The sequence below is a fragment of the Polyangium jinanense genome (assembly GCF_028435365.1).
Genome location: NZ_JAGTJJ010000032.1, coordinates 42443 through 67768, shown reverse-complemented (window position 1 = coordinate 67768; position 25326 = coordinate 42443). Strand labels below are relative to the sequence as shown.

Here is a 25326-nt window from a genome sequence, read left to right as displayed (position 1 = left end):
CATGAGCCTCGTCGCGCAGAAGCTCCGGGCTGCGACCGCCGAGCAAGTCGAGCCTCGGCTCGACGGCCCGGTCGTCCGGATCCGCGCGCGTTTCGGCAAGACCTGGGCGGCTTCGGGCACGGGGTTCTTCATCGCGGACTGGCTCTCCTCGATCGTCACGGCGCGGCACGTCGTCGCGCTGGCGGACGGCGCGGCGCCCGCGGAGGTCTCGGTGCGCGTCCTCGCCGGCGGACGCTGGGTCGAACTCGAGGCCGTCGCCGTCGCGTATCCGTCGGGCGGCGTCGCGGCCGACGACGTGGCCATCGTCCGCGTGAACGCGCGGTGCACGAGCGCGCTGCGCATGGCCACGCTCGACGCGTTCGTGGCCGGCCAGATATGGGGGTATCCGCTCGGGAGCGAGGCGCCGCGCGCGCCTCTGGTCGTGCCGGCGAAGGCGCGGCCGAGCGAGGGGAAGGTCCTGCTCGATCGCCAGGGCCGCATCGGCATGAGCGGCGGGCCCGTGGTCGCCGTCGTCGGCGAGGGGCCGCCCACGGCGGTCGTCGGCATTTACCTCGGACCTGCCCCGAATGGAGGCGCACGGGCTCAGGCCCTCGCCGCCCCGTCGGTGCTCGCCAGCATGGAAGCCGCGATGGGTTGCGCTTGATTGCCTGCAAAGAGACGCCATGAGGACGAGGACCCAACCATCGATCGTCGGATTCGGGCTCGCGCTTTCGGCCTTGCTTCCGCTCGCGGAGGCGAGCGCCCAGGTCACGCCCGTCGTCGTCCCCTCGGATCAGCCCACGCCTTCCCCGACCCCGGCGCCCGTCGCGCCGCCCGTGACGTCCCCCGCGGCGATTGCGACCGCGCCCCAGGGCGACGCGGGCGATCCCATTCAGGTTCACGTGGGCCGCGTCGAATCCCTTGCCTCGTTCGCGCGTGCTTTGCGGGCCACCTGCGCCGCGCCGGCGACCGACGATCCGAAACCCGCGCTCGAAAAGGCCGCGGCGCGCCTCGTGGCCCAGCAAAAGGGCATCGAGGCCGTCGAAGCGCGGCAAAAGAAGCTCGAGCAAGAGGTCTCTGCGAAACCGTTCGATGCTCGTACGATCGCGGCGCTGGAGGCCGCGAAACGCGAGCGGAAGGCCCTCGAGGACGCCGCGCGGCGGGACGTCGCGGGGAGGCTCGACGAGCCCGCGCGGAATCTCACGGGCCTGCGGACCGAGCTCTGCGCCGAACTTTGCGCCGGCGGGGACACGGCCGCGTCTCCGGTCAACCTTTGCGCTTTTTCGGCGCCTACGCTCGCGAATGCGGCCGTCATTGCGGACCAACGCGGTGTCGAGGCGGTCGCGCGGTACGTGACGCGTAAATTCGAGCCGATCCGGATCGTCCTCGCGGATCGAAGCGTGTTTTCCCTCGCCGAGATCGGCGAGGCCGACCCACTCCTCGCCCGCAGATACCCCATTCTCGAAATCCCCTCCGCGGCGACGCGTGTCTTCACCGTCCAGCACACCGGCCTCGAGGTCGCCGCTTTCACGGCCGGCACACTCGACGTCGGCGTGCGCGCGCTCGCGAACCTCGTCGGCGACCGGGCCCGGCGCGAGGCGCTCGTGTGGTTCCTCGAGCGATTGCACGACGACGCCTGCGGCCCCGCGATGACGCCCGCCGGCACGCCGGGGGATTCGTACCGGGAGATCCGGTCCTTCTGGCTCCCCACGACCTGCGCGCTCTCCACGCGCCGCCTCGATTTCGCGCAATATGGCGGCGGCGAGAGCCTGCTCGGCGCGCTCCGCGGCGCCGTCGCCTCCGACGTGAAGAACTGGCCCGGCGTCGCCCTCGGCCTCGGCTTCGGCGCCTCGTTGTGGGCAGACGTGAAGCTCGGCGGGAACCTTTTTTCTTGCGCGGAGGACCCCTCCGCCCCGGTGATTTGCGACGCTGGCGCGCCCGACCGCGTCACCTGCCAGGCCCGCGCCCAGCGGCAGCTCGTGTGCGGCGCGGAAGTACGCGTGCGCGGGGCCGCGTCGAAGCTCGCCTCGGACCTCTCGACCGGCGCGAATGCCGCCCTGAGCCTCTCGCATTTCGGCGACGAGCTCGATCGCGCGAACGGATATCGCATCTTCCGCAATACCCCGCGCAAGCTCTTCAGCCAGCGCCTCGAGATCGCGGCGTGCGCCGCGTCCCTCCCGCACGTCTTCCAGGAGTATGGCGAGCTCGTCCGCCAGACCCGCCCCGGCCGAGCCGAGGAGACAGAGGCGCTCCTGCTCGCCGCGCTCACCACGTCGCCCGCGTGTTTCACGCTCGTCGGCCGAGGTTTTTCCCGGAAGGATTGCCCCGCGTTCTCCGAAAGCCCCGACGCAATCGGATCCCACGCATGTCACCGGAAAGACCCGGCCGCCTCGGGCGACGTGGACGCGGCCCTCGTCTCGGCGCTCGAAGCTGCCGCGCCGCTCGAAAAACTCTCGACGATCGTGCGCTGGTCGAAGTACGTGCGTCTTCCCGCGGTCGAACTGGGGGCCCGCTGGAGCGCCGTCCTCACCGCCTTCGAGGCCTATCGCGCCGCCGCCGAGGCGCTCCGGGCCACGGTCGATCCCAAGCTCGTGAACCCGCCGGCCCTCCAGATCGGCGTCGACGTCGACGGAAAGAAGATCGGCGAGATCGTACGGGCCCTCGAAGCGTACGCCCGCGATACCTCACGGTTGGCAAGCCAAACGAATTCCTTCGCCCTCCAGCGCGCGTCCATCGTCCTTGCCCGCGCGTCGCTCGACCTCGCCCTCGCCTTCGTCGCGGCCGGCGAGCAGCTCTCCGAGGCCGTCTCGTTCCCCGGCCTCTGCAAGGCCGCCACCTGTTCGCCCGGCGAAATCTCCCCGAGCTTCGCCGCGGCGCGGGCCGAGCTCGCGCGCCTCGTGGTGAGCCTCGAGACCCTCGAAGCGGCGCTCGCCGAAGATTGGGGCCGGGTCGTCGCGCGGGTCGTCGGGGCCGCGCGCGCCGAGCTCGAGCGCATGTGCACGGACGAGGAATGCAAGAAGCTCTGCGCCGCGGGGAAGGGGCCGTGCCGCCCCCTCGACGCCATCGCCCGCCACAGCGGCCTCTTCGCGACGATCGCCTTCGAGTCCGACCCCTCGCGCATCGCCGAGGCCCTCGACGCGGCCGCCATGCCCATCGGCGGCTGGCGACGGAAAAACACGCCCGGCGTCACCACGATTTCGCTCGGCGCATTCCCGGGCATGTTCGTCGGCGGCGAGCTGCGCTTCGGCACCTACGGGACCACCACCGAGCGCGGCGGCGTGCCGCACGTCGTCGCGCCGACTCTGGCCATGCCGATCGGCCTCGATTTCGCGACCGGCCGCGGCGATTACAACCTCGGCGCATTCATTTCGTTGATCGATCCGGCAGCCTACCTGCAATACGACGTCGAGCAGGCCGGCCGTCTGCCCGGGGCGCAGGTCCTCACGTTGCTTTCGCCCGGCCTGTACCTGCGCGCGGGCCTGTTCGACAGCCCCTTCAACATCGGCGTATACGGTGTGCTTCGGCCCGGGCTCCGCGCGTGGGAGTCCGGGCTCAGCATGCCGGGCGCGCACGCCTTGCAGCTCGGCGTGGCCGCGAGCGTGGACGTCACGCTATTCGATCTCTTTACAGGTCGATCCGCGGAATGATCACCACGGAATGGGATCGCCGCGGAAATGGTAAAACCCGCCCGATTCGGCGCGGGAGAGGCGATCGACGAGCTTGAGGATGCCCGCTGCCGACTCCTCGACGGACATCGGCGCGTTCGGCCCGCCCATATCGGTCTTCACCCAGTCCGGGTGGAGGGAGACCACCGTGAAATCCTCGCCGCGCAGGTCGATCGACATCGACTTGGTCGCCATGTTCAGCCCCGCCTTCGACATGCGATAGGCGTACGCACCGCCGTCCGTATTCTCGGCGATCGAGCCCATGCGGCTCGACATGTTCACGACCTTGCGCACCGAGCTCCGCCGGAGGTGGGGGAGCAGCGCCGACGTGACGCGCAGCGTCCCCACCGCATTCGTGTCGAAGGTCTGCGTCACGTCCCGGAAATCGAGGTCCGCGAGCGAAAGCCACTTGCCCATGACGCCCGCGTTGTTGATGAGCACGTCCACGGGCACATCGCCGAGCGCGGCGGCAAAGGCCCGCACGCTCGCGTCGTCCACGACGTCGCAGGCGAGGACGCGCAGCCGCCCGCCCGCGCCCTGGCCGAGCGCGGCGAGATCGTGGGCGGATTCAGGGTTTCGGACACCGGCGTCCACATGGTCGCCGCGCTCCAGATACCTACGGGCGAGCTCGAGGCCGATGCCCCGGTTCGCTCCAGTGATTACGACTCGCATGGCGTGGGGTCTAGCACGGCTTCTCCGTCATTTCCCGGTCGATTTGCAGCAACGGAATCCGAGGTGGTAATTGCCGTGGCTGTTGGGATCGGTCACGCGCGTGCCGTGCCAGTCGGGCGCGCGCCACCGGCAATCGTCCGGGTGCGCCTCGAAGTCCGAGAAGATGAACCAGCTCCCTTTCATCTCGGTCTGGCCCGTGCCGCCGCGGCTCGTCATCTCCTCGGGGCGGAGCGGTAAGTTCATGTGCTCAGCCACGTTCCCATGCTGATCGTACACGCCGAACGAGCTCTTGCACTCCGGGAACGATCCGGCCGGGAACGTGTTCGTCCCGCAGCGCTTCCATCCGCTCGACGTGCACCCCTTCGTCTTGCGGCTCTTCGTCGCGCACTTCGAATGGTCCTTCTCGCGGCCGTACGCCCAGACGATCTCTCGATCGCGGTTGTGCAGGTCCTTCGATTCCTTGCGCGCCTTGCCGAACGAATACTCGACCTCCGGCGCGTGCACGGCGCCGGCGCACGCGCCCTCCCATTCGTGCGCGTCGCAGAGCCTCTTTCCGATGGCCGCGCAGAGCTCGGCCGCCTCCTTCGCGCTCGGGCCGGTGATCGGGTGCTCGCACGGAATGCCGGGGAATTCGTACCGGTCGATGCAGACGCGCGCGTCCGCCTCCTTTTCGCCGGCGAGCGCGTCGTAGATCGGCGTCATGAACGGCGCGCCGCACGCGGGTTCGTCCTGCTCGAACCCCCCGGCCGTGTTCCGCGCCTCGCGGCATTCTTTGCGGGTCATCGGGTATTTCGTGACCTTGGGGTTGCCCTGGCCGAGCACCGACGAGCGCTGGAAAATGGCGCGCACCGCGGCCATTTGCTCGTCCGTGACGTGGAGCATCGAGACCATGCGCCGGAAGAGCGCCTCGCGTTGCTCCTCGATCGTGTCCGGATAGAGCTCTTCCTCCGGTAGCGGCGGCAGGGGCGCGAATACCTTCGGCGCGGGCGGCGCGGGCTCACTTCCGGACGGCGTGGGCGCGGCGGCAGCGGACGCGGACGGGGAGGGGAGGGACGAGGCCGGAGCGGCTTCGTTCTCGCCGGTCTCGGGGGACGAGCACGCGGCGAGGGCCAGAGCGAGGAGCGCGGGGGCGGCGCGGCGGATCGAGGAATCGAGCAGGGGCGACATGGTCACGAAAGACGCGTGGGCGGCGCGGTCGTCTTCCCCGGCGCCACAGCGGGCAAGCTATAGCCCGAGCCGCGCCGCTCGTCACGGGACGTCGAGGTCGAGGACGAGCATCGTCACGAGCGAGGTCCCGCGGGCCTTCACGTTCGCGACCGAGACCTTGTACTTGTGCCCTTTCGTGGGTTCGAGCGCGACGACGGGCGCCGCGTCGTCGGCCTCGTCGCGGCCGGCGATCTCGTTCGTCGTCGCGTCGAGGACCTCCAGATTGACGTCGTCGGCCAGACGATCGGCGCCCGCGAGGATCACGCTGAGCGGCGCTTCGAGCTCGAGCCCGCCCGTCTGGATGTTCTCCTCCTCCGCGAGGATCGTCCCGAAGAACGACCACTCGCCGTCGGCGTGGAACGCGAGGCCCTGCGAGCCCTTCATCCGTCGCGCGACGAGGTGCGAGGCCTGCGCCGCATTCGAGAGGGTGCGGCCGAAGGACTCGACGAAACGGTTCACCGGGATCGATAGGCCTCCCTCGCGCATGATCGCGACCACGCCAAACCCGCCGCCTTCGCCTTTTTTCGCGTTCCCCAGGCGAATGCGGTATTTGCCCTCCGCCTTCGGCGTGAGCTCGACGACAGGCTGCGCGTCGTCCATCGTATCGGCCGCGACGATTTTTCCTTCGGGGCTCTCCACGGCGAGGTCGAGATCTTCCACGCCGTCCGAGCCTCCGCCGAGGATCACGTACCTCACGCCGGCCCGAAGCGGGCGCGTGACCGAGACCTCGCGGCCATTTTCGAGGAAGGCGCCGAGCACGCAGGAGGCGTCCTCGTCGAAGCCGAAGCTCGATTGTTTTTCGAATCGTTGCGCCGCGCCCGTCACGCGTCCGACGGCCTGGGTCATGAATCGACCGGGCCGCCAGGCGGATGTTTCGTCGTCCTCCGCGTCGCTCGGCTCGGCGTGTGCCCGATCATGCTGCGCTTTTGGGGGGCGCGCGGGCCGCGTGACCGCCGCGCGTGGAGGCGGGGTCGCTTCGCCGCCGCCACAACCGGCCGCACATGCGAGCAGGACGGGAACGACGGCCCGGCTCATGAGCCGTCCGCGCAGCAGCGAAAGCCCGTGTTGTCCTCGGCGGCGTCGATGGGCCGCGAGCTCCTCGCGTCGCAGCTCATGTATTTCGCCGAGCTCGAAAACGATCCGCCGCGCCGACGGCATTCGGGGACGCCGCCGTCGCCCGGAATGCAGGCGTCTTCCCATTCCCACACGTTGCCGCTCATATCGACGAGCCCGGACGAACCGCCGCCGCAGCCCGGGAGCGCGAACGCGACGAGCGGCGCCCCGTACTTCGCGTCGGCGCCGTTGCACGCGTTCGAATCGTACGTCGATCCGTAGGGGAATGGTTTCGCGCCACCGTGCGTGCAGGCGCTGTGCCACTGGCTCTGCGCGGGATCGTCGTGCCCGAAATAAGGCGTGGGCCCGCCGGTGAGGCGCCCGCAGAGGCGCTTGCCAAAGGCCGCGCAGAAGGCGAGCGCGTCGCAGAAATCCACGTTCGCGACGGGATAGTCGTTCTTCGGCGGCGGCCCGGACGGAGGGACGAACGTGGTGTCCCCGGCGCAATCGGGGCGCTGCCCGCTCGTGTCCGGGGACGTCTCCAGCCACGCGGCATAATGCGCGTTCGTCACCTCGATCGTGTCGATGCAATAGGCCCGGCCGTCCCAGCCGCCGAGCGCGATCATCGGCGGGGTCCCGGGTACGTCCGGGCACGTCAAGGCGCCTGCGTCGTCCACGAAACTGCCTGTCGTCCCGCCGCTCGATTCCGTCCCGCCGTCACAGCCGGAGGCGGCGACGACGAGCCCGAGCCCGGACACCGCGAAGCTCAATCGGCGCAGCATCGGAAGCCCGTATTCGCCTCAGCGGCGTCCCGCGGACGCGAGCTCGCGACGTCACAATCGACGTTGTCGGCCGAGCTCGAAAACGATCCGCCGCGGCGACGGCAGAGATCCACGCCGCTGTCCCCAGGGATACACGAATCCTCCCATTCCCACACATTCCCGCTCATGTCGACGAGCCCCTCGAACCCGCCCTCGCAGCCTGGAAGCGTGCCCACGGGCAGGACCGCGCCATAGGCGGCGTCCTTCACGTTGCAGGCATTCGCATCGTACGCCTGTCCATAGGGGTAGCCTTGCGTGCCGCCGTGGCTGCACGCGCTGTACCATTGGTTTCGCGAGGCGTCGTCGTCCGCGAAATACGGCGCCGGGCCGCCGCCGATGCGGCCGCAAAGGCGCTTGCCCACGCCCTTGCAATACGCGAAGGCGTCACACCAGTCGACGGATCCGACCGGGTAATCGTCCTTCGGCGGGGCGCCGGTGGAAGGCGTGAAAGAGAGATTCGAGGCGCACACCGAGTTCTGGTTCGCGACGTTCGGGCCAGTTTCGAGCCAGGTCGCATACTGTGCGTTCGTCACCTCGGTGGCATCGATGCAATAGGCCTTCCCGTCCCAGCCGGGCACCGCGACCATGGCCGGCGTGTTCGCGATGGAGGGGCATGTCTTCGCGCCCGCGTCGTCGATGAACATCCCGCTGCTGCTGGAGCTCGCTGCGCCGCCCATGCCTCCCGCGCCGGCCATGCCGCCGGCGCCGCCCGTGCCTCCGTTTCCTGTGCCGCCCGTGCCGGCGCCGCCCGTGCCCGAGGTGACCGAGCTCGCGGCGCCGGTGCCTCCGTTTCCGCCGTTACCGCCGGAGCCGGTCGAGGAAGACGACGAGCTAGGTTGTCCAATGACGTCGGGGGGCTCTTTGGAGCCGCAACCCGCGGCGAACTGGCTCGCCGCGACGGCGACGGGCAGGGTGGCAAAGCCCAGGAGCACGGCACGGCGGAGAAGGTCTCTGCGCATCGATCCCTCGCGCTGCGGAAGCATACGACGAAGGTCGATGGATACCCCATCGGAGACGCGGCGAGAAGGGCTCGTCCGGAGGAAGGAGGGCCCGCGTGGGGCCCTCGTCGGGAAGGCGGGGCGTCAGGGCGTGACGCTGAGGACCGGGAGCTCGGTGACCTCGAAGGAGAGGCCGGGGTTCGAGCCGGCGCCATTGAGGTCGCAATAGGTCCAGCTCGACCCGGCGGTGCGGCTGAAGCGATAGACGTAACGGTAGGAGCCGGGCGTGGCGGGCGCGCTGAAGGAGGCCTGGTATTCGTCGTCGTTACCCACCTGGATGTTGAACGTCGCCGGTACGAACGTGAACCCGCTCTGCGTGGTCGGGTTGACGTTCGCAGGGCCGACCCCGAGCTCGGCCACGATGGCGGCGTTCGCGCCGGCCGCATCCGTGAAGCCGGTCTCGTAGACGCGGCCGTAGATCGTCGGGCTCATTTGACCGGCGGACACGGTGGCACTCGCCGGGAACTGGACGCTGCAATAATCCATTTCCGTCGGGTCGGCCGACTCGTTGATCGCGCCTACGAGAGGGCAGGTGCAGACGAGCGCGGCGGTCGCGGAGTTGCGGGGCGCAGGCGCGGCCGTCGAGAAATCGGTCGCATTCTGGTTCGTGTCCGTGCACCCGGCGCCGGCTCGCACGACGGCGAGCGAAACGGACGGCGCCGGCGTCGGCCCTGTCCCCTCGTAGCCGGTCGCGGTCGTCCCGTAACCCACGAGGTCCTGAATTTGCGCGCCCGTCGGATTGGCACCCGAGAGGGCCGTGGTCGTGTTGACGAGGGCCACCTTGCCGGCACTCTGGCCGATGTTCGTTGCGCTCGTCGCCTGGGCCGTGGGCAGCGGGTTGCCGACCGCGCCGCTCGATCCGAATTGAACCAGGTAATAGCCACCCGCGGGGATCGAACCCGTCAGGGCCACCGTTTGCCAGCTCGTCCCCGCCGCGGCCGCATACTGGACGGTCCAGCCCGCGACGCTCACGGTCGACGAGCCGCGGTTGTGGAGCTCCACGAAATCATGGGTATAAGGTGCATTCGTGGATCCACCGCCGCCGTACACCTGGCTGATCACGACCGAGCCCGTGCACGAGGTCGTCGTTGGCTCCGCCGTCAAAAAACCGTCCACCGACGTGTAATTGGTGGCGAGCGGCGTGCCCGATGCATTCTGCGCCCCCGTCGTCACGCGGATCTTGTACGCCGTGAAGTACGAGAGCGTCGGTGCAGGCGCAAGCGTCGCGACCGTGTTGCCCATGCTCATCGTCGGCGCGGCCGACGCGAATCCGAGGCACGAGGCAAAGTCGTCCGTCGAGATCTGGATCGACCCCGTGCAGGCCCCGGTCTCGGTCGTCGCGGTCAGCGTGGCCGGGTTCATGGCGGTGCTGAACGTGACGGCGATCGTCGAGCCCACCGGGACATCGAGCGCCCCGTCCGCCGGCGTCGTCCCCGTGACCGTCGGCGCCGCCGGCGCGACGCACATCCCATTGGCGTCGCATTGCGTGCCGCCATTCTGGTTGCACGGCGTGCCCGCGCTCAGGGGCGTGTGCGTCGGCGTTCCGTTGTTGCAGCTGTCGAGCGTGCAATCGTTGCCGTCGATCGGCAGGTCGCTATTGTCGATCGCGGTCGTCGTGCTGCCCATCCCGTCGCAGACGGCCGCTGTGCAATCGCCGGGCACCTGCGTCGCGACCGGCGTGCCCGAGGGCGCGTACGTCATGCCGCAGACGCCTGTATTGCAGACCGGCGCGCCACACTCCGTGACCTGGCCGGGGCAATCCGCCGCCGTGGTGCACCCGACACACTGGCCCATGCCATTGCACTGATTGCCATTGCCGCAATCCGTGCCCGACGGAAGATTCGTGTGGGAGACGCCGTTCACCGGATCACAGGCGTCGGCCGTGCAAGCGTTGTTGTCGTCGATGTTGACGGGTGTGTGCGAGACGCCGGTCGCCGGATCACAGGCGTCCGTGGTGCACACGGTGTTGTCGTCGATGCCGACGGGCGTGTGGGAGACGCCGCTGATCGGATCGCAGGCGTCCGCCGTGCAAGCGTCATTGTCGTTGACGCTGACCGGATTCTGAACCGGCCCGTTCGTCGGATCACACGCCGCCACCGTGCATGCATTGGCGTCGTCGGCCGGCAGATCGGTGGCGTCGTCCACGGCCACGATGTTGCCATTGCCGTCGCACTCATCACGCTTGCAATCGCCGTCCGTCGGATCGCCCGCGGCGGTCCCTTGCGCGGCGTTATTGACGCCGCAAGCCCCCGCCGTGCAGGTGCGGGTCTGGCAGGCCGTGTCCGCTCCCTGGCAATCGTCCGGGCTCACGCAGCCGACGCACGCGCCCATTCCGTTGCAGAACAGGTTCATGCCGGCGCCGCACGCCGTGCCGGACATCAGGTTCGTGTAGGTCGGCGTGCCGCCCGAGCAGGCGTCGCTCGTGCACTCGTTGTTGTCGTCGGGCAGGTCGGCGTCGTCGTCGACGCTGACCACGTTCCCGGCGCCGTCACACTGATCGACCTTGCAATTGCCGTCCTGCTGGGTCGCGACCTGCGTGCCGGCATTCGCGAACGCCGTGCCGCACATCCCTGCGTCGCAGGTGGCGACGATGCATTCGTTCCCCGTGGGAGGACAATCTGCAGGAACGGTACACTGCGCGCTGCCGCCACCGGCGCCACCCATCCCGCCGGCGCCGCCCATCCCGCCGACGCCGCCCATCCCGCCGGCGCCGCCCATACCACCGACGCCGCCCATACCACCGACGCCGCCCATACCGCCGGCGCCGCCCATACCACCGATGCCGCCGACGCCGCCCATGCCGCCGGTACCACCCATGCCGCCGACTCCGCCCATACCGCCGATGCCGCCGACGCCGCCCATGCCGCCGGTGCCACCCATGCCGCCCGAGCCGGGGCCCATCCCGCCAGTGCCGCCGGTCCCTCCCGTGCCGGCGCCCGGCGACTGGTCGATCTGGCTCCGATCCACCGCCGCGATGATCTCACACCCCGTACCGGTGGAAAGGATGGCGAATGCCATCAAGGTCAGCTTCGTGGTCCTGCGCATCTTTTGTCCCTCCGTACCGCGTCTACCACGGAGGCCGGTCGGGACGAACGCAAAACCAGAGACGGCCCGGGCGGCTTCACCCGAACGTCACGCACGAGGACGAACCCCCACATGTTCCCGGTGAAACCTGCGCAGAGCCAGGTTTTTGGCGGTGGTTTGATGTGACGAACTTAACGGACGAGGGTGGGTCGCGGGTGTTTTCGCGCGCCGTCCTCGAACCGCCCGGTTTTTTCGGTGAGGTGGATGCGATAAAGGTGTGCGTCCGGGTGAACCGCGCCCTGACGATGCGGGCCAAGCGGGCCACGCGCCGTCTCGCTCGCCTCGCGCGAGAAATAACGCTCGAGGAGGACCTGCAGCGCATGCGCGGCATCCCGTCCCGTGAGCTCCTCGAACGTGCCCCACGCGATCACGCTGCGCCAATGCGCGGGTCCGTCGATCTTCTCGACCTCGACGCAGACCTCCGGGTTTTCGCGCATCATCGCGAGCTTCAGGCCCTCACTCGTGTGGCTGTAGACGTAGTCGTCTTCGTACGCGTACGTGATGGGCACGACGTAGGTTCGGCCGCCCGCATGGCAGCCGAGGTGGGCGATCATTTGGGTCCCAAGGACCCGTTCAATCTCGTCTGGGCTGAGCTTGCCGACCATGAGAGCGCGCGCCTCCTCCCTCGCAGGCAGGGCAGCGGGCTCCTTGGGGCTCTGGTGCAATGACGTCAACAAGCGGGGCCGCGTGGGCCCCGCTTGCTCACTCGGCGGCCGGGGCGGGCTCGGCGTCGCCTTTCACGATGCCGCGCGCCCGCAGCCACGCCTTCGCATTCTCGATGGCGAGGTACAGGGCAGGGATCACGACAAGCGAGAGCAACGTCGAGCTCACGACGCCGCCGATGACCGCGATGGCCATCGGCGCGCGGAACTCGCTGCCCTCGCCGTTCGAGATCGCAGTCGGCAGCATGCCGAGCACCATCGCTGCGCTCGTCATCAGGATCGGGCGGAGCCGCTCCGGGCCGGCCTCCAGGATGGCCTGCAGCGGCGTCTCGTTGTTCTCGCGCACGCGCACGATCGCCCGGTCGACGAGCAAGATCGCGTTTTTCGTGACCAGGCCCATGAGCAAGATGATCCCGATCATCGCGCCCATGGCCATCGACGTATCCATCAGGAAGAGCCCCAGGATCGCGCCGACGAGCGCGAGCGGCAGGGTCATCATGATCGTCAGCGGGTGGATGAAGCTCTCGAACTGCGACGCGAGCACGAGGTAGATGAAGATGATTGCGAGCAGGAGCGCCGTCCCCATCGACGAGTTCGTGTCGTTCATCTGCTCGATCTGCCCGTCGTAGGTGAGTGACGTGCCCTTCGGCTTCTGCAGCGCGTCGATCCGTGGCGTGAGTTCGCCCACGATCTCGCCGAGCGAGCGGCCACGCGGCGTCGCCCACACGGCGATCTGACGCTGCCGATCCTCGCGCTCGATCACCTGCGGGCCCTCGCCCATTTCGAGCCGCGCGATGTCCGAGAGCGCGACCGCGCCTCGCGGCGACCACAACGTCAGCCGCGAAAGCTCGGCCGGCGAAGCCCGGTCCTCCTCGCGCATCTGCACGCGGATCGGCACCTCGTCCTTACCCTGGCGGAGCTTGCTCGCCTCCTCGCCCTCGATCGCGGTGCGCAGCGTCATCGCGACCTGCGCCACGCTGATGCCCTGATCGGCCGCGCGCTGCCGGTCCACCTTCACGCGCATTTCGGGCCTGCCGGGGGAGAACTTCACCTGCACGTCCGTCACGCCCGCCGTGGTCTGGAGAACGCCCGCGACCTGATCGGCCAGCGCGCGGATGTCGTCGTACGACTCGCCCCGCACGTTGATCATGATGGGCGCCTGCACGCCCGCGCCCTCCACGAACTCGGGCTCCGTGATGACCACGTTCGCGCCGGGCACGGCCTTCGCAATCGCGCGCACGTCGTCCTTGATGGCGTCGAGCGGCACCGCCCGCTCGTGTTTTTTCGTCGTCAGGATGCGGTAGTGCGCCTTGTTCACCTCGCCGTTCGGCCCGAGCGTCACGTAGAGCGTCCTGAGCTGCGGGTGCGCGAGCAGCTTCTTCTCCGCTTCGAGCGATTGCGTGGCGAGCTCGTCGAGCGACGTCCCCGCCGGCAGCTCGATCTCGACCATCATCTCCCCGCGATCCTCAGGGTTGACGAAGTCCGAGCCCATGAGCGCCATGAGCTGCCCCGAGCCGATCAGCGTGCCGAACGCGACGAGCCCGACCACGAGCTTGTGCTTCACGACCCAGCCGAGGACGTCGCGGTAGCTGTCGTCCATCGCGCGAAAGACCCACTCGAACGGCCGCTTGAGCCAGGCGAATGGATCCTTGGCCCCGTGCTCGAGCGATTTCGAGAACCGCGACGAGAGCATCGGATCGAGCGTGAAGGCCACGAAGAGCGACACGAGCACCGCGCCCGAGACAGTGAGCCCGAATTGACGGAAGAACTGGCCCACGATGCCGCCCATGAACGCCACCGGCACGAAGACCGCCACGATCGTCAGCGTCGTCGCGAGCACGCTGAGCGCGATCTCTTTTGTGCCGTTCAGCGCCGCTTCCATGGGTGGTTCGCCGCGCTCCAGGTGCTTGAAGATGTTCTCGCGCACCACGACCGCGTCGTCGATGAGCAGGCCGATCGCCAAGGAAAGGCCGAGCAGCGTCATCATGTTCAGCGTGAAGCCGAGCACGTACATCAGGAAGAACGTCGCCACGACGCTCGTCGGCAGCGCGACCGCGCTGATGAGCGTCGAGCGCAGATCGAGCATGAAGATCAGGATGATCAGAATCGCCATCGCGCCGCCGAACCAGATGGCGATCTGCACCTCGTGCGCGTTCTCCTGGATGAACGTCGACTGATCCATGATCAGCGACGTCTTGAGATCCTCGGGGAACGTCTTCTCCAGCGTCGCGAGCTTCTTCCGCACGCCCTCGCAGATCTCGACCGTGTTGCGGCCGCTCTGCTTGACGACCTCGAAGGCGACGGCTTCCTCGTTGTTCACGCGGATACGCGTACGCATGTCCTCGAAGCCGTCCTGCACGTCGGCCACGTCCCGCAGGCGCACCGACGAGCCGTCGCGGGCCATCGAGACCACGAGATCACGCAGCGTATCCACCGCTTCGAGCTCGCCCATCGCGCGCACGCTGATCTCGCGCGTCCCCTGCTCGTAGCGCCCCGCGGGCACCGTCAGGTTCGCGCCCTTGATCGCCGCCACGATCTGCGCGGGCTGCACGCCGAGCGCGTCGATCCGCGCCCGATCCAGGAGCACCTTCACCTCGCGCTCGGCGCCGCCGCGGATGTTCACCGCCGCCACGCCGTCGACCTGCTCGAGGGACGGCCGGATCACGTCATCGGCAAAATTCCGGATCTGGCTCAGCGATCGTTTGCCGCGGAGCGTGTAGATGAGCACCGGCGCCGCGCCCGTGTCGAGGCGCGAGATCACGGGCTCTTCGATGTCCTTGGGCAGCTTGAAGCGGGCCTGCGCCACGCGCTCGCGTACGAGCTGCGCGGCCTCCTGGATGTCCACGTCGAGCTTGAAGATCACGACCGTGGTCGACACGCCTTCCCGCGAGAACGTGCGCACGCGGTCGATGCCATTCAGCGACACGACCGCGTCCTCGATGGGCTTCGAGATCTGCGTCTCGATCTCCGCCGGGCTCGCGCCCGGATAGACGATCGTGACGCTGGCGACGGGGAAAGAGACGTCCGGGAACAGATCCGTGCCGAGGCGCTTGTAGCCCACGATGCCGAGCACGAGCAGCGCCACCGCGACCATCACCGTGAAAACGGGGCGCTTGATGGCGATCGCCGAGAGGTTCATGAGAGGTCCTCGTTCGCCTGGAAATGGGAGCCGATCACTTCGCGGGCGCCGGCGCCGCGGGTCCGAGATTGAGCGCTTCGCCTTCCTTCACCTCGGGGCTCGGGTTCGCCACGACGGACGCCCCAGCCTCGAGCCCCTTGCGCACGTACAGCGAGCCGTCGGGCGCGATCGTGAACGAGACCCGCACGATGTGCGCCTTGCCGTCCTGCACGACGACGATCTCGTCCTGCGCCCCGGGCCGAAGCGCCGAAGCAGGGAGCCTGAGCACCTCGATCGTCTCCGCGGCCACGATCTGCGCGCGGACGAATGATCCCGAGAGCAGCCCGACCTCGGGCCCGTTCGGGATCTCCGCGATCACCGGCACCCTGCGCGTCTGCGGATCGAGCGAGCCGAGCACCGCCGTCACCTTGCCCGTGGCCTTCGGCGCGCCATCGATTGACACCGCGGCGCCGACCTCGAAGACGTTCGCGTCGTTCTCGGAGACCGAAGCCGCGAGCTTGAGCACCGACGTGTCCTCGACGTGATAGAGCGGCTCGCCCGGCGCGACGATCTTGCCGATGCCGTTCGGCGCGCGCGTCACGAGCCCGCCGAAGGGCGCCACGAGCGTCGCATTGCCCACCGACACCGAGGCGAGCCGCGCCTGCGCGCGCGCCTGTTCGAGCTGCGCCGCCGCGAGCAGCGCCCGCTGCGTCGACGTCGTCTTCTCCGCCTCGGGCACCGCGCTCTGCTGGTAGAGCGTATCCGAGCGTTTTTGCGCGTCCTTCGCCATTTCGAGCGAGATCTCCGCCACGCGTACGCCCGTCTGCGCCACGTTCGCCTGCGCCGAGGCCTCCGCCGCGTCGACCACGCCGAGGACCTGCCCCGGCTTCACGACGTCGCCGATCTTCGCCTTGATCGCGAGCAGCCGCCCGCCTGCTTTGAAGCCCACGTCGGCCTGCTGAATCGGCTCGAGCGTGCCCGTCACGGCGACCCTCGGCTGCCAGCGCATCGGCTCGGGCTTCGCGATCAGCGTGCCGCCGTGTGCTGTCACCTTCGGCGGCGCGGCCGCATTTCCCGGCGCCGCGGCGTGCTCGGCCGTGACGGCCGATTGCGCCTCGATGGCCTTTTTCTGGTCCATCTTGGCCTTGACCCGGACGCCGATCAGACCCCCGGTGCCCAGCACGATCACGAGGGCAATCAGCTTGCCCGCGCCAAACTTTTTCGTCGTACCCGTCGTTGCCACGGTGCTCATCCTGTCTTCGCTCTCGCCCTGGGTTCTCGCGGACGTTCGTCCCGCTCCCGGTTCTTCGTGACCGTCCGGTCAACTACCGCACTCGACGCGGCAGAGAAGAGCCCGCGCGCGAGCAAATCCTGCGCTTGACGCGCCCAGCTTTCGATGTCCGGGCGCCGCGGCTGCTTGATGATCTCGCGCACCAGCCGCTCGTGCGTGCCCGCGACGAGCCGTGCGACGATCGCCGGCTCGATGTCGTCGCGATAAAGCCCCACCTCCACGCCGTGCCGCAGCCAGGTCTCGGCTTGCCGCTCGATGCGCTCGGCGAACGCGTCCATCAGGTACGCGTAGGGCGTCCCGCCGCCGCCCGTGAGGATCATCCCCAGGATCCCGCGGTTTTGCCAGCAAAATTCGAGCAAGTCGACGACGTGCGCGAGCCGTCCTTCGAACAGCGCCTCCATGCTCTCGGGCGGCGCGCACTCGTCGAAGCGCGCCGCCTCGATGCACGCCGAGAGCCGCGCGACCACGCCCTCCACGATCTGCCGGAAGCAGTCCTGTTTGCTCTTGAAATGCAGGTAAAAGGCGCCCTTCGAGACGCCTGCTCGGATGGTGATGTCTTCGACCTTGGCCGCGGCGAGGCCGTTCTCCGCGAAGATTGCTTCAGCGGCTCGTAAGAGGTCGATACGCGCGCGTGGATCGGCGATACGAGGCATTCCTGACCGGTGGGTCACTATGGGGGGATGCCCCTTTCCGGTCAAGAGGACTCGGACCCCCATCGCGACCGCGCTACGATGGGGCGTCCTTGCTTCTTCGAGGAGGCTCTCCATGCGTGTGCTCCCCCGTTTGTCGCTTGCTCTTGTGGCGGCCGTCGCGCTGATCCCCGCTGCCTCGCAGCCTGCCCGCGCCTGCCCACCGCCCTTGCCGGGCCTTTCCAACCACATCCCCGAGAGCGGGGCAACGTACCCCGCCAACGCTGCATTATTCTTTTGGGGTCATTCGATCTCGCTCGACGCCGTCACGGTCACGGTCGATGGAAACCCCGCGTCGTTCGTGCCAACCGGGGACGCCGTGCTCACCGGGCTCGGCGGGTTCGCCGTGCGTATCGACCCGACCCCGTCGCTCGGCCAGGTCGTGAAGGTGAGCGGCAACTTCTGCACCCCGGACGTGACGTGTGAACCCAAATCAATTGCGTTCACGGCAAGCGCGCCGGACACGACGTCGCCCGCGCCGGTGAAGAGCCTGCTCTTCAACGTCTACGACTACCCCGATTTCAAGTCGAGCGGCGGCGATTGCCAGATCGACAGTGATCTCGCGTATTTTCTGCACGTCGACACGGACGCGCCGGAGGCGGGGGCGGCGCCCGAGGTGTGGCGTGTCGAGGCGTTCCGCGACGCGGCGATGCAGGACCTCGCATTCGAGCGATCGGTGCGCGCGGGCAGCATGATCCGGTTCCAGAAGCTCGCCCTGGAGCTCCAAGGCGCCGAGCCGGCGACGGCCTTCAAGTTCCGCGTGACGACGCATGACGCCGCAGGAAACAAGGGCGGATCGTGGGTGGTTTCGTCGCCCTGCCACGTGCGCGTCGACCCGCCGGGCACCTCGCAGTGGCCCCCCGACGAGCCGATGTGGACCGCGGCCGACGTCCACCCCGGCGGCGTCTGTGACGAAGGCGGAAGCGGCGGCGCTGGCGGAGGCGGAAGCGGTGGCGCTGGCGGAAGCGGCGGCACCGGCGGAAGCGGAAGCGGAAGCGGCGGCGGAAGCGGAGGCGCCGGCGGAAGCGGAAGTGGTGGTGGCGGCGGCAGCAGCGGCGACGACGGGTCCTGCGCGGTCGGCGTGCCGGGCGGGGCGCCCTCCGGCGCTGCGGGGCTCGGGCTCGTCGTGCTGGGCTGGGTCTCGCGACGCGCTCGGAGGAGGCGCAACAAGGCCCTCAATCGTTAACTACCTCTCGGTATGCCGGCACGAGCGATCCGACGTCGAGCCGGTCGCCCGCTGTTCCGCGTTGGCACCTCGGGCAGGATGGCCGTACCCGAGCTCTTGTCGTGGGAATGAGCCTAGCGGACTCGGCTAGCCCATGAGCTCAGTGGGGGGGGCGGGGCCAGCCTCCTTGGCAAACGCACTTGGAGCGACCCGGTCCAACACACTTCCCCCGCGAGCCGGGACGCACCGACTGACAATGCCTCATGCACAGCCACGGGTTGGAGGGGCACCCCATATCAGCCGCGAGCGCGTCTTCCGCCTCCGCAGTCGTGGACTCCTCGGGCGTGCTCTCCTCGCTTGCGATCGTGAGCGCGTCGTTCACCGACTCGTCCGCGTACGCCGTACCCCCGAATGCCACCGGCGCGGCGGCGGCCAAAAGCAGTGCTGCGATCTTCAGGAACTTCATGAACGCCTCCCCCCTGAGACGGATTCGGCAAGCCACGGGGCGAAATGCGCCCGTCGCTGCCGCTCGTCCGTCCACCACGTAGCTCTTGGGATCGAGGTCGCCTGACGTCGAGCCACTCGCCCGCGGTATCGGCCTCGATGTCACCAACCGCTGCTGCCGTGCTCTCCCCCTGAACGAGCACCGTCGAGGGTGACCTCGACGACGGGTCCTGCGCGGTCGGCGTGCCGGGTGCGGCGCGTTCGAGCGCGCGGGACTCGGACTCGTTGAGTTGACGTGACCTGCACTACGCGCTCGACGGTGGCGCTACACGTCTTGATGGCCACGGACCGTGAGCCACCCCCCGAGATCCCCACATTTGTTACGAACGGTCGTTGCGCACGTTCAAAAGATGAGCGACGGTTCATCCCGTGAGCAACTCGTCCGATCGACGAACAACGCTTCCACGTCGCCGTGACGAGGCCAAGGCGCTCTTCCGCAACGCGATCCTCGACGCCGCCGAGCACGTCTTCGCCAAGCAGGGCTTCCACGGCGCGCGCATCCAGGACATCGCCGACCACGCGCGGATCGCCGTCGGCACCGTCTACAACCACTTCGAGCAGAAAGAAGACGTGCTCCATGCGCTGCTCGAGGTGCGGCTCGATCAGATGATCGACAACCTCCGGCCGCAGCCCACCGATCCCGAGCCCTTTGAGCAGAAACTGACGTGCTGCGTCATCCGCACGCTCCAGTTTGTCGAGGCGCACCGCGACTTCCATCAGGTGGCCCTCGACTGCGGGCTCTTCGCGAAGGGCACGGCCTCGGCGTCGAGCATCCTCAAGGACAAGGCCGTGGAGCACTTCGAAAAACTCCGCGCCACGATGCTCGCGCTCGTGAACGAAGGGCTCCAGTCCGGCGCGCTCCGGCCGATGGATCCGGTGCCGCTCGCGCGCGCGCTCGGCGGCCTGATCCGCTCTTCCTCCATCGGCATGCTCATGGAGCAGAGCCACCCCGACCTCGAAGCCGAGGCTTCGCTTCTCGTGGACCTCTATTTGAACGGCGCGGGCCGGGCCGATCGCACCGGGCGCCCGCGTGATGAAAACGATCTTGGAGAACGATGATGCGTCTTGATCAATCCGCGTACGTCGCCGCGCTTGCGCTGCTCCTTTCGTTCACGCCGTCGTGCGCACGAAAGAGCGCCGAGCAGAAGGCAAAACCCGCGGAGAGCGCCACCGCCGAGCCCGCGCCGGCGGTGAAGTTCGCGAAGGTCACCGAGCGCAAGCTGTCGCCCACGCTCGAGCTGACCGGCACGCTCGCCGCCGACGAGACCAGCGAGGTCGCCGCCGCGACCTCCGGCATCGTCACGAAGGTCGTGATCGACGTGGGAACGCGCGTGAAGAAGGGCGACATCCTCGTGCAGCTCGACAGCAGCGATCCCGCCCTCCGCGCCCAGGCCGCCGACGCGTCCGCGGCCCAGGCGCTCGCCAAGCTCGGCGTGAAGAGGGGCGAGAAGTTCGATGCGAACAACGTGGCCGAGGTGCGCGCCGCGAAGGAGAGCATGGACCTCGCCGTGTCCGAGGCCGACCGGACGAAGAAGCTCTACGAGGGTGGATCGGTCGCCGCGTCCCAGTGGGATCAGGCGCGATCCCGCGCCGAGCAGGCGCGCGCCCAGTACGAGGCCGCGCTGAACGGCGCGGCGCAAGGCTGGGCCGGCCTCGCGGCCGCGCAGTCCCAGGCGAACCTCGCGCGCAAATCGGTCGCCGACACGAGCATCCGCGCGCCCTTCGACGGCGCCGTCGCCGAGCGCCGCGCCACGGTCGGCGAGTTCGCGCCGATGGGCAAGGTCGTCGCCGTCGTCGTGCGCGACGAGACGCTGCGGCTGCGCATCGACGTCCCGGAGACGGACGCGTCGAAGGTCACCGTTGGCAAGGAGGTGACGCTCACCGTCTCCGCGCACCCGGGCAAGACCTTCAAGGGCCTCGTCAAGCGCGTCGGCGCGAGCCTCAAGGCGCAGTCGCGCACGCTGCCGATCGAGGCCGAGGTCGCGAACGCCGACGGCCTGCTCAAGCCCGGCTATTTCGCGCGCGCGTACGTCGAGCTCGGCGAGGCCGACACGAACGCGCTCTTCGTCCCCCGCGCCGCCATCGGATCGAGCGGCAGCGCCAATCGTGTCTTCGTTCGTTCGGGCAACCGCGTCGTCGAGCGCATCGTCACGCTTGGCCGCGAGATCGACGGCGAGGTCGAGATCCGCGGCAATGTCCTCCCGAGCGACGAGGTCGCGACCGAGCGAGTCGACCTTTTGCAGGACGGCGTCGACGTGAACGTCGCCCCCGCGTCCGGAGCGAAGTAACCCATGCAATGGCTCGCAGCGATTTGTGTACGACGACCCGTCTTCGCGACGGTGCTCGTGCTCATTCTGACCGTGGTCGGGCTGTTCTCCTATGTGCAGCTCGGCCTCGATCGCTTCCCGAAGGTCGACTTCCCGGCCGTCGTGATCACCACGATCCTCCCGGGCTCGGCGCCTGAAGAGGTCGAGACGGAGATCAGCGACAAGATCGAGAGCGCGGTCAACACGATCAGCGGCATCGACGAGCTCCGCAGCTCCTCCTCCGAGGGCGTGAGCATGGTCATCGTGACGTTCGTCCTGGAGAAGGACGTCGACGTCGCCTCGCAGGAGGTCCGCGACAAGGTGAACGCGGTCCTCAACGAGCTGCCGCCGGGCATCGAGCAGCCCGTGATCGCGAAGATGGATCCGGACGCCGCGCCGATCCTCACGCTCGCGCTTTCGGGCCCGGGCAACGTGCGTGACGTCACGGAGATCGCGGACAAGACCGTGCGCCGGCAGATCGAGTCGATCAACGGCGTCGGCCAGGTGACGCTGATCGGCGGTCGCCCGCGACAGATCAACGTGTGGATCGACCCGGAGAAGCTCCAGAAGTACGGCATCTCGGGCCCCGAGGTCGAGCGCGCGCTGAAGACGCAGAACATCGAGCTCCCGAGCGGGCGCGTCGAGCAGGGCTCGCGCCAGCTCACGCTCCGCACGCGCGGCCGCGTGGAGTCGATCCGGGAGATGGGCGAGATCGTGGTGGCCACGCGTGACGGCTACGGCGTGCGCCTGAGCGACATCGGCGAGGTCGAGGACGGCACGGCCGAGCCCGAGTCCGTGGGCTTCAAGGGCCAGCGCGCGACGGTCGTGCTCAACGTCCGCAAGCAGAGCGGCACGAACACGGTCGAGGTCGTCAACACCGTCAAGGAGCGCCTCGAGGAGCTCGGCAAGCGCCTGCCCCAGGGCTACACGATCGACATTGCCCGCGATCAGTCCGAGTTCATCGAGAACTCGATCCACTCGGTGAAGGAGCACCTCGTGCTCGGCGCCCTCTGCGCGGCGCTCATCGTGTTCGCGTTCCTCGGCAACGCCCGCTCGACGATCATCGCGGCCGTCGCCATCCCGACGAGCGTCATCAGCACCTTCGGCATCATGCGCGCCGCGGGCTTCACGCTGAACTCGATCACGCTCCTCGCCCTCACGCTCGCCGTCGGCATCGTCATCGACGACGCGATCGTGGTCCTCGAGGTCATCTTCAAGCGGATCGAGGAGAACGACGAGCGGCCCATGCAGGCCGCGATCAACGGGACGAAGGAGATCGGCCTCGCCGTGCTCGCGACGACGCTCTCGCTCGTCGCCGTCTTCCTCCCGGTCGCGTTCATGGGCGGCATCGTCGGCCGCTTCATGAGCTCGTTCGGCTTGACCATGTCGTTCTCGATCATGGTGAGCCTCCTCGTGAGCTTCACCCTGACGCCGATGATGTGCGCGCGGTGGCTGCGCAAGCACGTGAAGAAGGGGAGCGCCGGCCAAGAGAAGGCCGCCGCGACCCCGACCCCGGCCCCGGCCCCGAGCCATGGGCACGGCCACGGCCACGGCGAGTCGACGGGGATCTACGGGGCGATCGAGCGGTTCTACGTCCGGATCCTCCGCTGGTCGATGTCGCACCGCTGGGTGATCGTGGTCTCGTGTGTCGTCGCGCTCTTCTCGATCCCGGTCCTCGCGGGCCGGGCGAACGCGAACTTCCTCCCCGACGAGGACGAGTCGCAGTTCCAGGCGAGCATCCGCGCGAACGAGGGCACGAGTCTCGACGAGATGCGCCTCATCGCGACGCGTATCGTCGGCGATCTCGAGAAGATCGAGGGCGTCGCGTACGCGATCACGACCGTCGGCGACGACGCGCAGAAGACCCCGAACCTCGCGAGCCTCTACGTAAAACTCGTCCCCGCGAACGAGCGCAAGCTCTCGCAGCAGGAGCTCATCGACAAGGCGCGCGCGGAGCTCTTGCCCAGGTACGGCAAGGACTACCGGATCTCGATCGGCCCCGTGAACTCGATGGGCGGCGGCGCGAACTACCCGGTCATGTACCAGATCACCGGCCCGGACATGACGAAGATCTCGTCCTACGCCGAGGCGCTGCTCGCCAAGATGAAGACGCTGCCGGGCGTCGTCGACGCCGACACCTCGCTCATCCTCGGCAAGCCCGAGCTTCGCGCGCACATCGATCGCGAGAAGGCGTCGGATCTCGGCGTGAGCGTCGCCGACATCGCGAGCTCGCTGCGCCTGCTCGTCGGTGGCTACGAGGTGACGAACTACAACGAGAAGGGCGAGCAATACGAGGTCCACGTCCGCGCGGTGCCGAGCTACCGCTCGAACGTCGAGGGGCTCAAGCGGCTCACGGTGCCCTCGATGCGGCTCGGCACGGTCTCGCTGGAGAACCTCGTGTCGTTCACGGAGGGCTCGGGCCCGTCGAAGATCGACCGCTACAACCGGCAGCGGCAGGTCATGCTCATGTGCAACCTGCAGAAGGGCTTCTCGGAGCGCACGGTCATCGAGGCACTCGACAAGGCCGCGAAGGATCTCGGGATGGAGCCGGGCTACTCGGCGAGCGCGACGGGCCGGTCCCGCGAGCTCGGCCGCGCGGCGAAGAACTTCGGTCTCGCGTTCCTGCTCTCGTTCATCTTCATGTACCTCGTGCTCGCGGCGCAGTTCGAGTCGTGGCTGCACCCGATCACGATCCTGCTCAGCCTGCCGCTGACGGTGCCGTTCGCGATCCTCAGCGTGATCATCTTCCGGCAATCGCTGAACATCTTCTCGATGCTGGGCATCCTCGTGCTCTTCGGCGTCGTGAAGAAGAACTCGATTCTCCAGATCGATCACACGCTGAAGCTGCGCGAATCGGGGCTGCCGCGTCTTGAAGCGATCCTGCTCGCGAACAAGGATCGTCTCCGCCCGATCCTGATGACGACGGCGGCGTTCGTGGCCGGCATGGTCCCGCTCGTCGCCTCCAGCGGCGCCGGCGCGGGCACGAACCGCGCGACGGGCTTCGTCATCATCGGCGGCCAGTCGCTCGCGCTCCTCTTGACCCTGCTCGCCACGCCGGTCGCGTATTCGCTCTTCGACGACCTCTCGGTCTGGGCGCGCAATACGTTCAAGTTCGGCTCGAGCGACGACGAAGCCCCGACCGCCGATCCCAATCCGGCCCCGGCGCCGGGTGGGGAATGACGTAGTTCCCGCCTTCGAGCCTCCTCTCCTCCATCCGTGATACGGAGCTCCTCGTGCACGACGCCGAGGAGCTCCGCCGGTTCGCCCGAAAGGACTGGGCCGCCGCCGCGCGCGGCAAGGAGCACTCCTTTCGCGATTGGAAGAGGAAGCACGGCCCTGCCGCCGGGATCCGCATTGCTGGCAAGTTCTCTACGAAGAAGACGCATCCTTCCAAGCCACCGAAGGGAAAGGAACTCGTGGCGCTCGTGCACGACCCGCTCCACACGAGGCCGTATCGACAAGCGTGGCAGTCCATCCTTGCTGCGCCCGTCCTTCACGGGAGCCTGTTGACGAACCCGGACGCCCGGTAGGCGATCCGAAGCGTTCGGCTTCGGGACCCGGAGGCCCGGTCGGCGATCCGAAGCGTTCGGATCGGGTACCCTGCGTCCCGGTCGGCGATCCGGAGCGTTCGGATCGGGTACCCGGGCTCCCGGTAGGTGCACCGAAGCGTTCGGATCGGGTACCGGGGCTCCCGGTGGGCCATCCATTTTACGGCTGAGCACGCGTCCGGTCGTCTGTTCGTGTTCAAAAGCGGGGCACTGGCTATCGCGGGGACACCCTCGCGTCGGTTTCCTGTTGTGGAACTTACACACGATGGCGCCCAGAAGACGGCGCCCATGCTGGATCGCAGTGCGTCCCCACCGCCGCGGGCAGACCTGAAATTGCGCGAGACGCCGCAGAATGTGGCGAATGGAAATCCAGGCTCGGCCCGGACGCGGGATGATCGGACCGGTCAAACGGGGAGCAATGTCCCGCCTCGCGCCGCGGTGAGGTCCCGCTGTTGCAGTGGCGGGGCGCGACCACGGGGCGCCCTCGACGAGGGCGACGAAGCATCGGGATGATGCCGGCGCATTCGCTCGATCGGGAGGAGCCCGAGCGCGAATGCGCCTGCGC

The 25326-nt window shown here is 68.5% G+C and carries 17 protein-coding genes; 7 read left to right on the top strand and 10 right to left on the bottom strand.

Going from position 1 to position 25326, the window contains the following annotated elements; all coding sequences use genetic code 11:
- Nucleotide 1: 1 nt before the first annotated feature.
- Both KEG57_RS35630 and KEG57_RS35625 read left to right on the top strand, forming a co-directional pair.
- Nucleotides 2-643 carry a S1 family peptidase gene (locus KEG57_RS35630; RefSeq protein ID WP_272426649.1) on the top strand — a complete coding sequence of 214 codons (642 nt, stop codon included), beginning with the start codon at nt 2-4 and terminating at the stop codon, nt 641-643.
- A gap of 19 nt (nt 644-662) precedes the next feature.
- Complete coding sequence (locus KEG57_RS35625; protein ID WP_272426650.1) at nt 663-3626, top strand: hypothetical protein; 2964 nt, start codon at nt 663-665, stop codon at nt 3624-3626.
- On the opposite strand, the gene KEG57_RS35620 is transcribed toward KEG57_RS35625, so the two are convergent.
- The 10 genes from KEG57_RS35620 to KEG57_RS35575 all read right to left on the bottom strand — a co-directional run bounded on the left by KEG57_RS35620 (nt 3627) and on the right by KEG57_RS35575 (nt 17202).
- Nucleotides 3627-4316 carry an SDR family oxidoreductase gene (locus KEG57_RS35620; protein WP_272426651.1) on the bottom strand — a complete coding sequence of 230 codons (690 nt, stop codon included), beginning with the start codon at nt 4314-4316 and terminating at the stop codon, nt 3627-3629.
- A gap of 27 nt (nt 4317-4343) precedes the next feature.
- Complete coding sequence (locus tag KEG57_RS35615) at nt 4344-5483, bottom strand: SUMF1/EgtB/PvdO family nonheme iron enzyme (RefSeq protein WP_272426705.1); 1140 nt, start codon at nt 5481-5483, stop codon at nt 4344-4346.
- Nucleotides 5484-5564: 81 nt separating this feature from the next.
- Nucleotides 5565-6557 (bottom strand): hypothetical protein, encoded by a 993-nt coding sequence (locus KEG57_RS35610; RefSeq protein WP_272426652.1) that lies wholly within the window; start codon nt 6555-6557, stop codon nt 5565-5567.
- Nucleotides 6554-7357 (bottom strand): formylglycine-generating enzyme family protein, encoded by an 804-nt coding sequence (locus KEG57_RS35605; protein ID WP_272426653.1) that lies wholly within the window; start codon nt 7355-7357, stop codon nt 6554-6556. Before KEG57_RS35605 ends, KEG57_RS35610 begins: the two co-directional genes overlap by 4 nt.
- Nucleotides 7342-8355: a formylglycine-generating enzyme family protein gene (locus KEG57_RS35600; protein ID WP_272426654.1), complete on the bottom strand. Its 1014-nt coding sequence runs from the start codon at nt 8353-8355 to the stop codon at nt 7342-7344. Before KEG57_RS35600 ends, KEG57_RS35605 begins: the two co-directional genes overlap by 16 nt.
- A 123-nt stretch (nt 8356-8478) precedes the next feature.
- Complete coding sequence (locus KEG57_RS35595; RefSeq protein ID WP_272426655.1) at nt 8479-11439, bottom strand: Ig-like domain-containing protein; 2961 nt, start codon at nt 11437-11439, stop codon at nt 8479-8481.
- Between the two features lie 170 nt (nt 11440-11609).
- A complete protein-coding gene (locus KEG57_RS35590; protein WP_272426656.1) occupies nt 11610-12083 on the bottom strand; it encodes a pyridoxamine 5'-phosphate oxidase family protein in 474 nt (157 codons plus the stop codon).
- A 97-nt stretch (nt 12084-12180) separates the two neighbouring features.
- Nucleotides 12181-15279: an efflux RND transporter permease subunit gene (locus tag KEG57_RS35585; RefSeq protein WP_272426657.1), complete on the bottom strand. Its 3099-nt coding sequence runs from the start codon at nt 15277-15279 to the stop codon at nt 12181-12183.
- A 34-nt stretch (nt 15280-15313) separates the two neighbouring features.
- Nucleotides 15314-16501: an efflux RND transporter periplasmic adaptor subunit gene (locus tag KEG57_RS35580; protein ID WP_272426658.1), complete on the bottom strand. Its 1188-nt coding sequence runs from the start codon at nt 16499-16501 to the stop codon at nt 15314-15316.
- A 5-nt stretch (nt 16502-16506) separates the two neighbouring features.
- Nucleotides 16507-17202 (bottom strand): TetR/AcrR family transcriptional regulator, encoded by a 696-nt coding sequence (locus tag KEG57_RS35575; protein ID WP_272426659.1) that lies wholly within the window; start codon nt 17200-17202, stop codon nt 16507-16509.
- A gap of 112 nt (nt 17203-17314) precedes the next feature.
- Between KEG57_RS35575 and KEG57_RS35570 the strand changes: the two genes are divergently transcribed.
- From KEG57_RS35570 to KEG57_RS35550, 5 genes are all read left to right on the top strand, one after another.
- A complete protein-coding gene (locus tag KEG57_RS35570) occupies nt 17315-18424 on the top strand; it encodes a hypothetical protein (protein WP_272426660.1) in 1110 nt (369 codons plus the stop codon).
- Between the two features lie 852 nt (nt 18425-19276).
- Nucleotides 19277-19966, top strand: a complete 690-nt coding sequence (locus KEG57_RS35565) for a TetR/AcrR family transcriptional regulator (RefSeq protein WP_272426661.1) — start codon at nt 19277-19279, stop codon at nt 19964-19966.
- Entirely contained in the window at nt 19963-21195 is a 1233-nt protein-coding gene (locus KEG57_RS35560) for an efflux RND transporter periplasmic adaptor subunit (protein ID WP_272426662.1), read from the top strand. The genes KEG57_RS35565 and KEG57_RS35560 overlap by 4 nt, the downstream gene beginning before the upstream one ends.
- A gap of 3 nt (nt 21196-21198) precedes the next feature.
- On the top strand, nt 21199-24393 hold the full coding sequence (locus KEG57_RS35555; RefSeq protein ID WP_272426663.1) for an efflux RND transporter permease subunit: 3195 nt from the start codon (nt 21199-21201) through the stop codon (nt 24391-24393).
- 53 nt (nt 24394-24446) lie between these two features.
- Nucleotides 24447-24743: a hypothetical protein gene (locus tag KEG57_RS35550; RefSeq protein WP_272426664.1), complete on the top strand. Its 297-nt coding sequence runs from the start codon at nt 24447-24449 to the stop codon at nt 24741-24743.
- The last annotated feature ends 583 nt before the right edge of the window (nt 24744-25326 follow it).

Bases quoted from the DNA above. Each gene is read 5' to 3' on its own strand.
- KEG57_RS35630 (WP_272426649.1), top strand. From the start codon at position 2: ATGAGCCTCGTCGCGCAGAAGCTCCGGGCTGCGACCGCCGAGCAAGTC.
- KEG57_RS35625 (WP_272426650.1), top strand. From the start codon at position 663: ATGAGGACGAGGACCCAACCATCGATCGTCGGATTCGGGCTCGCGCTT.
- KEG57_RS35620 (WP_272426651.1), bottom strand. From the start codon at position 4,316: ATGCGAGTCGTAATCACTGGAGCGAACCGGGGCATCGGCCTCGAGCTC.
- KEG57_RS35615 (WP_272426705.1), bottom strand. From the start codon at position 5,483: ATGTCGCCCCTGCTCGATTCCTCGATCCGCCGCGCCGCCCCCGCGCTC.
- KEG57_RS35610 (WP_272426652.1), bottom strand. From the start codon at position 6,557: ATGAGCCGGGCCGTCGTTCCCGTCCTGCTCGCATGTGCGGCCGGTTGT.
- KEG57_RS35605 (WP_272426653.1), bottom strand. From the start codon at position 7,357: ATGCTGCGCCGATTGAGCTTCGCGGTGTCCGGGCTCGGGCTCGTCGTC.
- KEG57_RS35600 (WP_272426654.1), bottom strand. From the start codon at position 8,355: ATGCGCAGAGACCTTCTCCGCCGTGCCGTGCTCCTGGGCTTTGCCACC.
- KEG57_RS35595 (WP_272426655.1), bottom strand. From the start codon at position 11,439: ATGCGCAGGACCACGAAGCTGACCTTGATGGCATTCGCCATCCTTTCC.
- KEG57_RS35590 (WP_272426656.1), bottom strand. From the start codon at position 12,083: ATGGTCGGCAAGCTCAGCCCAGACGAGATTGAACGGGTCCTTGGGACC.
- KEG57_RS35585 (WP_272426657.1), bottom strand. From the start codon at position 15,279: ATGAACCTCTCGGCGATCGCCATCAAGCGCCCCGTTTTCACGGTGATG.
- KEG57_RS35575 (WP_272426659.1), bottom strand. From the start codon at position 17,202: ATGCCTCGTATCGCCGATCCACGCGCGCGTATCGACCTCTTACGAGCC.
- KEG57_RS35570 (WP_272426660.1), top strand. From the start codon at position 17,315: ATGCGTGTGCTCCCCCGTTTGTCGCTTGCTCTTGTGGCGGCCGTCGCG.
- KEG57_RS35560 (WP_272426662.1), top strand. From the start codon at position 19,963: ATGATGCGTCTTGATCAATCCGCGTACGTCGCCGCGCTTGCGCTGCTC.
- KEG57_RS35555 (WP_272426663.1), top strand. From the start codon at position 21,199: ATGCAATGGCTCGCAGCGATTTGTGTACGACGACCCGTCTTCGCGACG.